The following is a 10,578-nucleotide window of genomic DNA, read 5'->3' on the forward strand; positions in this document are numbered from 1 at the left end:
GTATCACATTTTCTTCACCGTCGATCACGCAGGCTCCACCATCCCACTCGAAGCCAAGATCCTCGCACTTCTCCGAAGCGGTTTGACCGACGCCACCGGGGTTCCCACCGACCACGGTTCCCGTGGAGTCGGCACCTCCGATATTGGACGTACTGCCCGACTGGCGGCGTTCCGAAGTATCGCGGGTGGATTCGGGTCCCGGCTGGATCTCCACGTTCATCCGCTCTTCCATGTGACCGCGCAGATCCTCGACGGATTCGCGATCGGTGAAGTCCGCCTGTGCTCCGGTCACACCCATCCCGAGCGCGATCATCACGCCCACGGCAATCGGCGTTTGCTTTCCATGCTTGATTCCCTGCATGTCTGATTCTCCTGCAGAATTGACCCCACCCAATTCTTGTCTTCTTTCTATCAGAGGCACCGCTTTAGCGTCAAATCTCAGCGGCATTGCGTCATGGCGACCACGTTCCAATCCCGCGCTCGCACCCAGCCGCTGTCATCCGTCAACACTTCCACGTCCACCGTCCATTCGTTGCCGCTGCGCCCGACATCCACTCGCTGCCCATAGATAGCGGAATCGGTCTGGCCGTCGTCTACCACCACATCCTGGATAGATGTGAAAATCGCTTCACTGCGCCCCGATGGGCATCCCCCTTCATCCGAGCGTGGGTAAGGTACACGTTCCCCGCGCCCTACCACATGCCCTTCATAAAAGGCCTGACTGGCATGCAGCTGAACGTTATCCATGTAGACATCTTCCGCAAGAACCTCTCCATCCGCGAGGACGTCGCCTTCGGTTTCGACATCACCACCCGCCCAGACATCGTTACTGGCGAGGACGTCGTTGCCGGCAATCATGTCGTTTCGCGCGGCCACGTCTTCCCCGGTGATGTCACCACCGGCCTCGATATCGTCGCCGACGGTCAGGCTTTCCCGCACCAGGGAGCTTCCGCCGACCTGGGAATCGCCACCGATCAGAGCGTCCCCGCCCAACAGCAGGTCTCCGGCCGCGTCGATGTTTTCTGCGTCACGCAGATCATATCCGCCGGCGTTGATATCCGCTTCCATCTCGTTGGTGCCGTCCACCCGTAGCCAGCGATCGGCGGTACTGCGGTTGCTGACGACCATCACGACCCGGCCGAAGCTCGAAGCGGTAGGATCGTCGAAATTCGGCGTTGGCGTCGTGTATTCGTCGGAAGGGTTGGTCGGCGTTTCCACATCGTCGACATCGACGTTTGCAAACACCGCATTGAACATTTCATGCCCGCCGGGCTCGCGATGCTCATTCGCGACATTGGTGATCCGCTGGGCCACCCGCGCCTGGCGACCCGCAAAATCCTTGCCCGGATCCACCTGCGTATTTACGAACGCCTGGACCAGGCTTGCATTGCCCGCCGCGCCACCACCGGGCGAATTCAGATGCTCGATCCGGATTTCGTATTCGTCCCAGAACGGGGTGTCCGAATCCCCGTAATCGGCCACCTGACACGGGATAAACCCTTCGTGCGGCTCGAAATAGCCTCGATCCGGCCCGCCGCACTGCTCCGGACGAAGATCCCCCAGGGTCAAGGTGAGGTCATCCCCCTCGTTCGGCGGTTCGTCACCCGACTGGACTTTCGACACATATTCGCTGACCCCGCTGGCGATCATCGCCAAATCCTTGCCGGCGGTATTCGCCAGTTCCTGTTCACGATCCCGCTGCTGTTTCTCGAAAACCCACGGCATCGCGGCCGCCGCGGCCGCCAATGCAAGGAACATCCCGATCAGGGTCACGTAACCGGACTGCTTTCGACGCCTGGTTCGGCCGATGCCCACCACAGCTTCATCCCTGACTGTCTGGCTGCCCATATTCATGCCTCCTCGTCAAAAAAAGGGGCCCAGGCCGCCCCGGGCCGGGCCCCTGATACAGCCGGCGACTGGGTCAAATTACCGACCCTGGATGAAGAGCACGTCCTCCACGAGATCCCCGTCGCTGCTGCACTCGGAGGCCAGCGTCGGAACGTCCAGCTCACGATTGTTGGCATCCTTGATGATCGAGCCACCCACCTGCACCTCCGCGAAGGCGCCTTCAACCGCCTGGATCACGTTGGTGCAAGCCGCCTCCGGAAGCGGATACTCGATCTGGAACGCGTTGTCGGTCCCCGACGTACCGGTCAGAGTCACCGAGGTCACCTCCACCTCATCGTTCCAGGCGGTCACGATCTCACCGCCCTGCTCCATCGGGCCCGGCACCGTACCGGCATCCAGAAGCACGGTGTTGCTGATATCCGAAAAATCGGACTGCCCCCGGAACAGCGTCTGGATCTCCGCCGCGAAAAGATTGAGGTTCTCCGAGGCCTCATTCGACGCCTGCTGGTTCTGCACGGCACTCACCGCCACGAAGACCCCGAACAGTACCGATGCACCGATCGCCAGAACGATCAGCATTTCGACCAGGGTAAACCCGCGAACCTTCCGATGGACGTCCTTGTTGAAGTGTTGCATTTCGTCACCTTCCTTGCTTGTTGCGTTTTGCCTTAGTGAAATCTCCGACGACCCATTATTACGAATCAGGTCGCGGATTTTTGTCTCCCTCCTTCCCCGGCCATTTCCCGGATCGGGAGAGTTCCACCGGCTTTCACCGGTGAGCGGCCCGTTTGCGACCGGACCGCGCGGGCGGGCTGCTTACGTCTCCCGCCTTATTACTTTATGGGGCAACTTCCTGCTGATCAACCTGCCCCTGAATGGAAAAGCTGACCTGCCCCAGAGAGAACACGGTCGCGACCACGAACAGCGCCAGGGCCAGCATTGCCGCGGTCGATACCGCCGTCGTCACCTTCACGATGTTTTCGCGCAGGTCTTTGATGGCATCCCCACCCAGGCTGTTCATGACCACGGAGAAATCCGGAAGCCGACTGTAGATGTACAGACGATCACTCATGCTGTCCATCAGAAGACCGCTATCCAGAGCCTGCGTCTCTTTTTCGCCCGCTCGAAGCCGGGTCATCATGCGTTCCAGATGCTCGGCCATCCAGGGTCGTGCGTATTTCTTCAAGCCGGTCAGCGCCTTCATCGGCGGGATCCCCGCTCGAAGCATCGCGGAAAGCGTCAAGAGAAAGAACGCACTCTGCATCATCCGATAAAAGGTCCACGGGAATACCTTATCCGCCCAGTCACGGTATCGACCGCGCCATACCGGCATACTCCCGAAGATGACGGCGCCCAATACCCCGAACGCAATGAGCAGGCCAGGTCCATAGGTCAGCATCCACTCGCCGAACCCGAAATAGGCCGACGCCAGCCAGGGCATCTGATCCGGGGGGAGCAATTCGCGCGCGGTCGGCACGATCGTCGCCGAGATGTAAAACACGAAACCGAACAGAGCGGCAAGGAGAATCACCGGCATGATCAGTTTGCCGATGGCGGTCTTGATCATTTCACCCCGGGCCCGGGTCAGGCGGGAGGTTTCCCGCAACGCCTCCGAAAGCTCGCCCGACTCCTCCCCCGCCGCGATCATCGTCACTTCGGCCGGATCCGCCCAGGGGGCGAGCGCGTCCGCGACGGATCCGCCTTTCTCGATCGTTCGGATCCATTCATCCGACATGCGCCACAACGGCTTCTTCGTCTTCTTCCCCAGAAGGAGCAGACTGCGGCGCTGGCGATGGTGAATCTCGTTGATCGACTGCATCGCCGAAAACGGGGGAATGCCAGCGTCCTGAAATGCCGCCAGGTCTTCGTAGAGATCCGCCCGCGTGCGGCCGTTAAAGGCCATCTTGGCCTGAAAACGATCGACACGATCCTGGATGCCGGACGATCCATTCGAAGCCTGACCTTTTTTCGGCGTCGCCTTCCCCTCAGTTCTTGAAGACCGCCCGTTTGCCAGACCCATCTGGCCGAACTTTTCTTTCCACGATCCGGCCCATTGCTGGATCGCTCCCTGGATCCTTTCCTGCATCCCTGCGTTCTCCATCACTCGTCGATGTGGAAGACTTCATCCAGCATCATGAACTTTTGCTCGACATCCCGAGGATCCGTCACGCCGTTACGCATCTTCCAGATGGCGTGTTCGAATGCCGTGCGTCCACTCATATCCGAGTGGTCTTCCGGGTTGCGGGTCGAACGCCAGATTCGGCGCAGTTCGACGATATCCCCCTCCCGGATCGCCCGAAGCATCGCGTTGTTGGGGATCGCCACCTCGGCGCAAATCGTCTGCCCGACAACGCCGGTTCCCTGACAGTTCGGGCACCCGTCGGGATGGCTTACCCGAATGTGATCCTTGTCGTCCCCCGCCACCTGTTCGAGCCGCTCGAGCATTTCCACGTTTTCAGGGCGCTGCGCTTCTTCGGTCTTCTCCCACTGGGTGAGCGGCATTTTGCACTCGGGGCAGAGTACCGGCGTCAGTTTCTGATACGCCAATCCGGAGATCAGCCCCGGTTGTGACAAAAGCCCCATCTCGATCCCGATCACGCCAAGACGGTCCACCACGCCACTCCAGGAATCCGCGTGCAGTGTCGTCGCCACCTGGTGCCCGGTCTGAGCCGCCTGGATCGCCAACCGGGCCGTGATGGCATCACGGATCTCCCCGATCATCAGAAAATCGGGGTCATTTCTCAACGCTGCACGGATCGCGTCGGTGAACGGCTTGTCCTCACCGCCGCTTTCGCTGCCACTTTCACCCTTTCCGCGCACCACAGGTGTCTGCGACGCGTTCCGGATATTGTACTCGACCGGTTCTTCGATTGTCCGGATCTTGTGATGGGGGCGCTCGATGGCAATCCCCTCGATCGCGTTCTGGAGGGTCGTCGATTTCCCGGATCCCGTCGTGCCGGCAATGATGAACATACCGGAGGATTTCCCCAGGGCCCGCCGAATCGTCTTGCGCTGATCCGGTGAATATCCCAGCTCCTCATACGTCTTGTGCTCGGCCTCCACGCCCAACGGCAACAGACGGAGGACGACGTTGAATCCCTCCGGGGCCACCGGCATCGAAGCGTAACGAAAACGGACGCGGCCCGCCTCGTAGGTCCGGTCGATGACCGCATTCTGGAATTCGCGCACGTTGAAGGCATCCGAGATCGACCCTTCTTCCGTGAGCGTGTTGTATGCGGCCGCACAAATCGCCTGCGCCCGCTCCGGCGACAGATCCCGGTAGTGGTTCAGGCGACCGTGCCGGCGCATGAGGATCTGCGCCGCCTCCCGAGTCACCTCGATGTGAATATCGGAAACCTCGTGTTCGAGCGCATACGCACCGATCTGGTCGAATTCCTCCTGTTCGTTGGATGAATCCGACTGTTCGATCTGCCGCTCGATATTGTTGGCCCGATCGTAGATCGCTTCGATGATGTTCGCCGTTGCGGTTCGTGCCCGACGGTGGATCACGGCATTGGGGAATCGCCGCTCGATGTTCTGGATCAGCCCGGCCACAAGACCTTTCCCCCGATCCCACATTCGACCGGTAACGATGATCCAGATTTCCAGTGAAAGCGTCCCGTTGGCCGCCAGGTCCGGCAACTCCGAAGCCCGGATTGTCTCACCGGATGCGGACACATGATCCCCTTCGCGTATCGGCGCCGCGATCACCGCGACAAACGGCCAGACATTGTCGGATGGCTTGATGATGGGTTCCTTTTCGCGACTCAGGACCCAACGGTAGGACGGAAGGTCACTGACCCGGACGATGTCCGGCGGCGCAAAGTCCTTTCCGGCCTGCTTGGGCTGGGACAGGGGCTGGCCACCCCCTCCCTGAGTTTCTCCATCCGAGTGATCGACGACTTCCCCCTCGATCGGCTCCGCCATCTCCGGCTCTTCCACGGGGGCATCCGGCTCGCTGAGAAAATCCTGTTCCTGATCCATGCTCACCTCTCCCCGATCAGCGGGAAACGTTGAACGACATACCCGAATCCGGTGCCTCGACACCAATCTCGAATCGACGCATCCCCTTTTGCACAAGGATACGGGAACGCTCCACGCGCTGGATTTGCCAGTCACCCGGCAGCATGTCTCCGCGTTGCACGCTCATGCGCCCACCGCCATAGATGACATCCGCTCTGGGGTTGCGGGCATCGCCATAAACGCTGACCAGATGCATGTCAGCCAGAACCTCTTCGTCCGGCGCGAGAGAATCATCGTAGGCACTCCCGAGATCACCCCCCGTCAATTCTTCCTCCATGGCTCGAACCTGGCGACGAAGTTGCTGGATCTCCTGGTTGGGCTGCGACTGACGCGCCCGCTGTTCGGCCTGGTGCTGGTTCATCTCACGCTGGATTTCCTGATGGGTGCGGCGCTGTTCCAGCACATGGTTGCGCAGCTCCATCAGCTCGGACTGGCGCTGCAGATCCCGCATTTCTTCGAGGTATTCGGATTCGCTGGCCCGCATCTCGTGGGGTTCCATCGCTGGATCGGTTGCCTCCGGATCCGCCTCGGGGGCCGCCATTTCCTCGGAAGGAAGCGTTACCACATCCTCGTCGCCGGCCGGAGCCGCATCCTGATCCCGGCTGATTTCCGGGTCATCATCCAGACCTTCTCCGTCGCCACCCGAAGACGCCCCGATCGGCTCCACGGTCGAGGAATCCACTACGTCCGGCTCCTCATTGCCGTTATCCTCTTCCGCGAAAACATCTTCCGCCGGGGCGTCGTCTTCCGGCTCCTGTCCTTCCGATACCTCCGGTGCGGTTTCATCCGTCTCGTTCATCTCCTGCATGAACGACGGGACCTCGTCCGCAACCGATTTCGACCCCAGCATGGCGCTGCCTCCGAACACAACGGCCGCAACCGCCCAGGCGACTTTCGTCTTTCTCTGCATCATTTTCTCGTCCCTTTTTAACGCTGTGCGACGTATTGCAGCTCCACACGCCATTGTGCTGCGCTGCCCATCCCTACGGCGCCACCGGGTGAATAGGTGACTTCGGTGGCACGGATTTCCGTTCCGTCGATTTCAGTAAGCAATTCCTTCAGCTGATCTCGATTCGAGCCGCGGACGTGAATCGATCCTTCCTCCACGCGCACGACATCCCGAGGCACCAGGTCGTCCGGTTCGCGCACCAACGATGGTTCTCCCGCGTGCTCGAACTGCAGGCCCGGGAGACGGATCTGGGCCAGCTGCTGGAAATCCCACCACTCGTCCCGAATCGCCCGGCCGTCACGCAGATCATCGAGCCCGGGACGCGTCATTTCGCGATGATCCACGTCTTCCGGGTTTTCGATATGAGCGGTGATGTTCGTGACATCCCCGTTCACCTGAATCCGGTCCCGTGAAAGTCCGACTTTTTCAGGGAACGCCTGCACCGGGCGGACCGAGGAATAGGGAACCCACGAGACCTGACAGCCTCCAGGGTCACACACCAACCCTTCGAACCCCCATCCGACCGCCGAACGCGCATGATCCTCCATTGCCTGTTCCAGCAAGGGGAGCACCCAGTCATTCGACTTCGGGAGATATCCATCGAGCGTGGACACCAGCTGGCTCAGATATTCCTCCCGGGCGACCTCGACCGGATCTTCTTCCTCTTCTTCCACGACGGGTTGCTCGGGAATGTCCGGTGTCTGCTGGGCGTACCAGTACCAGCTTCCGGCGACACCAATCACGGCGATTGCCACGCCGGCTGCAAGAACCTTTCGTTTGCGAGCTGCCGCCGGATCCGCGAGATGCACCAAAGGGGCCTTTGCCGCACCACCCTGGACGAGCGATTCCAGATCGCGGACTTCCGCCTCCGCCAACCAATCGCGCACATCTTCCAGCAACGCGATACCTTCGTCCTGCTCGAACAGGCCCGGTTCCGAAACCAACAGCGGGAAGTCGGCAAACAGGTCGACATTGTTTCGCAGACTCCGAATGATCTCACTACTGGATCCGCATACGTCCGTCCCTGGAATCACCCCACCGTTATGCGCGATCAGGAGCCAGAAACGGTCTTCACCGATACGGGCGATCACCACATGATCCCCCAGATGCGACGCAATGGCCGAGGCGAGGGACTGCGAGGCGTCGCGCGACCCATCACCCTCGCCGGCCAGCCCGATCCCGACGAACACCTCATGCTCTTCGGACCTGGATTCCGCATAGACGGATGCCTTGCCCCCCAGGTCCGAGGCCAGTTTCATGACGGAGGCGGCGCTGATGCCTTCATCCGGCGCGGCCTGCCACTGCAGGCCCGCCAGATACACCTCTCCGTTGAGCTTCACCTTTTCCATGTGACCCCCTCAGAGCCGGTCTCGAACCGAGGTCACCGTCGGCGTGATGACGATCACGAGGCTTTCACTGCTTTGCTCCGACCGCCGGGATCCACCGACTCCCCAGGAGTCCGCGTCCAGCAGCCCCTGACGGACCAGATTCGCCTGCACCTCCTCGAAGCCGGCGAGCACCAGTGCCTCCCCACTGCGCAACCATGTGCGCTGGACGAAATCACGCGTGGTGACCTCCGGAAGCTGGATCGTGTTGTTCGCCGACGAGAACTCCTCCAGGTTGTCGAGCGTTGACAGGTTCATCATCACCTGCATGAGCAAGTCGCGCCCGTTGTCCTGAACATGCGGGAGCACCTGCATGGACAGCCCCACATCGATCTCCCCGGGCGTCAGAGTCGCCGAGGTGCCGACGTTCGCGGTATCGGTTTCGGACACCTCACGCAGATAGGAAATCGTCTGACCGATCCGGACCGGCGCCGGCTGATTGTTCACGGTCTGCAACGTCGTCGAAGTGACGGTACTGGCCTCGCCGACCCGATTCAGACTTTCCAGAAAGGCTTCCGAACCGACGAAATTCGACAGCGCGCGCCCGGCCGCACGGTCCGGAACCGAGATCACGGCGCCGCCACCACTCAGGCTCCCGCCACCGCCGTCGGGGGTCGAAATATCGAAATCCAGATTCGGCACCTGGAACAGCGCATTCCAGTTCAGGCCACGCAGATCGTCCTCCGATGCGTTCACACTGTAAATGTGAACGTCGACATTGACCTGTCGCGAGAAGGTCTCATTGAGTCTTTCCACATAGGCCTCCACCTCCTCGACCACATCCGGGTGATCGCGCACCGTCACGGTGCCCATCACGTCGGAGATCGAAAACGCTCCCTGCGAACTGGTCATCGACTCCAGCGAAGATTCGATGTCTTCCCAGATCGAGGATTCGCTTTCCATCTGGAGCTCGCTTTCCGCACCGGAACCCGAATCGCCCTGCGTCTGCAGCGTAACGTTGTTGATCATTCCGCCCGCGGTCATCGCGATCCGCATTGTTTCGCTCACATAGCGATAGAACACGACCTCGCCCGCTTCCGCATCGTAGCGCCAGCGCGCTTCCATCGCGTTCGCGGCCGCATCCAGCACATCCCGGACGCGACCCTGATGCGATAGCGCCACACGCACGTCGTTCAACAGCGCATCCGCGCCCGTCATTCCGGCATCCGCCGCGCTGCGCATTTCCGCAAGCGACATCTCGTCACCGGCGGAATCCGTACTGTCGGGCGCATCAGCGCCCCTTTGACGGACCAGATCCGACTCGAAGGTCATCCGAATGCCTGCGGACTCGCCCAGCTTGGTCATCAGATTCCCGATCCGAACGCCGTGCGGCTCGTGAATGATGATCTCCTTCTCGAAAGCCGGAGGCAGTGTTTCGTGCCGCGGAATCTTTTCCGTCGATACATACGGCAGCGCATCCGCCGTCCCGACGCGATCCTGCTCCCGTTGCGCCTGCTCCCGCTCTCTCTGCTGCTGCGCTTCGAACTGCTGCAGCTGCTGCATCACATCATCGTTCTTCCGCGAGGTCTCGTCTGCTGCTTCCTGCCCCAGCGTTGCGCACCCGGAAACCAGCACGGACACACCGATCGCGACCAGGCTCTTTCGCCACATCCCTTGCATCGTCTTCAACTCCCTTTCGATTTACCGGCCGGCGCCGAAATCACCTGAATGATCCGCTTCCTCGATCACCACAACCCGATTGCCTTCCGCGAATCGAGGGGCAACACCCATCAGACCGCCCTGAGCCTGGTAGGCCTGGACGAGACCACGAATGGCCGTTTGCATGTCGCCATGCATCGGAATGTCCTCCGCGATGCGGTAGTCGTGATCCACTTCCCAACGAAGCGCGTTCCACCCCTGATCCTGAACGTAGCGGCGGAGTGACTCGGACAGTAGCGTCCCGGCGCGAAGGATGTACTCCTCACCCGGGCATACGGGGTCACACTCGCCGGACGCGGAAGAACCACGATCCGCCAGGTTGGCCGCAAGCACCTGATCACCGCGACGGATGACTTCCGCTTCACCATGCGAAGTCCGGATGAAAAACTCGCGCGGCGCCCCGTCGAACATGACGTAAGGCGGCGTTTCGTTCAGCTGTACCCGGTGCCCATCCACCAGCGCGTAGTGCGGGGTCACACCCTCCGGCAATTCGATATAGGTCTCGTATTCGTCCGTAAAGACCTGCACCGGCTGGGCATTAGGCGCCCCGCGGAACTGGAAATCGAAACTGTACGGCGAATTGACGGACTGGTTGTCCTTGTAGACCACACCCGAAGCACCTGCAGGCCCTGCAATAGCCGAGAGCCCCAGGCACGCCGCGACTGCGAGTGGTGCGACTTTTTTAACGTTCACGCTCTTCACGATTTTCTCCTG

9 protein-coding genes are annotated in these 10,578 nt (G+C 60.9%); all 9 read right to left on the minus strand.

The annotated features are described in order from the left end of the window. Window positions 1-361 (minus strand): hypothetical protein (locus F573_RS14380; RefSeq protein ID WP_038033466.1); only part of this gene is annotated, 361 nt, incomplete at its 3' end. Window positions 362-438: 77 nt separating this feature from the next. After that, window positions 439-1,854: a hypothetical protein gene (locus F573_RS0113120; RefSeq protein WP_155986668.1), complete on the minus strand. Its 1,416-nt coding sequence runs from the start codon at window positions 1,852-1,854 to the stop codon at window positions 439-441. A 72-nt stretch (window positions 1,855-1,926) separates the two neighbouring features. Next, window positions 1,927-2,484, minus strand: a complete 558-nt coding sequence (locus F573_RS0113125; protein WP_019022968.1) for a type 4 pilus major pilin — start codon at window positions 2,482-2,484, stop codon at window positions 1,927-1,929. Window positions 2,485-2,686: 202 nt separating this feature from the next. Next, window positions 2,687-3,934: a type II secretion system F family protein gene (locus F573_RS0113130; RefSeq protein ID WP_231384427.1), complete on the minus strand. Its 1,248-nt coding sequence runs from the start codon at window positions 3,932-3,934 to the stop codon at window positions 2,687-2,689. Between the two features lie 14 nt (window positions 3,935-3,948). Then, window positions 3,949-5,832 carry a GspE/PulE family protein gene (locus F573_RS0113135; RefSeq protein WP_019022970.1) on the minus strand — a complete coding sequence of 628 codons (1,884 nt, stop codon included), beginning with the start codon at window positions 5,830-5,832 and terminating at the stop codon, window positions 3,949-3,951. Between the two features lie 16 nt (window positions 5,833-5,848). Beyond that, on the minus strand, window positions 5,849-6,721 hold the full coding sequence (locus F573_RS0113140) for a hypothetical protein (protein ID WP_019022971.1): 873 nt from the start codon (window positions 6,719-6,721) through the stop codon (window positions 5,849-5,851). Window positions 6,722-6,798: 77 nt separating this feature from the next. Then, window positions 6,799-8,169 (minus strand): type 4b pilus protein PilO2, encoded by a 1,371-nt coding sequence (gene pilO2, locus F573_RS0113145; protein WP_019022972.1) that lies wholly within the window; start codon window positions 8,167-8,169, stop codon window positions 6,799-6,801. Window positions 8,170-8,178: 9 nt separating this feature from the next. Then, window positions 8,179-9,825 (minus strand): type II and III secretion system protein, encoded by a 1,647-nt coding sequence (locus tag F573_RS0113150; protein ID WP_231384428.1) that lies wholly within the window; start codon window positions 9,823-9,825, stop codon window positions 8,179-8,181. 21 nt (window positions 9,826-9,846) lie between these two features. Further along, the gene (locus F573_RS0113155; protein WP_231384429.1) at window positions 9,847-10,569 is read right to left on the minus strand and encodes a TcpQ domain-containing protein; all 723 of its coding nucleotides are present in this window, start codon (window positions 10,567-10,569) and stop codon (window positions 9,847-9,849) included. Window positions 10,570-10,578 lie beyond the last annotated feature (9 nt).

Origin of the sequence: Thioalkalivibrio sp. ALE23 (genome assembly GCF_000378545.1) — a bacterium.
Lineage (GTDB): Bacteria > Pseudomonadota > Gammaproteobacteria > Ectothiorhodospirales > Ectothiorhodospiraceae > Thioalkalivibrio.

Bases quoted from the DNA above. Each gene is read 5' to 3' on its own strand.
- F573_RS0113135 (WP_019022970.1), bottom strand. From the start codon at position 5,832: ATGGATCAGGAACAGGATTTTCTCAGCGAGCCGGATGCCCCCGTGGAA.
- F573_RS0113125 (WP_019022968.1), bottom strand. From the start codon at position 2,484: ATGCAACACTTCAACAAGGACGTCCATCGGAAGGTTCGCGGGTTTACC.
- F573_RS0113130 (WP_231384427.1), bottom strand. From the start codon at position 3,934: ATGCAGGAAAGGATCCAGGGAGCGATCCAGCAATGGGCCGGATCGTGG.
- F573_RS0113120 (WP_155986668.1), bottom strand. From the start codon at position 1,854: ATGAATATGGGCAGCCAGACAGTCAGGGATGAAGCTGTGGTGGGCATC.
- F573_RS0113140 (WP_019022971.1), bottom strand. From the start codon at position 6,721: ATGCTGGGGTCGAAATCGGTTGCGGACGAGGTCCCGTCGTTCATGCAG.
- pilO2 (WP_019022972.1), bottom strand. From the start codon at position 8,169: ATGGAAAAGGTGAAGCTCAACGGAGAGGTGTATCTGGCGGGCCTGCAG.
- F573_RS0113150 (WP_231384428.1), bottom strand. From the start codon at position 9,825: ATGCAAGGGATGTGGCGAAAGAGCCTGGTCGCGATCGGTGTGTCCGTG.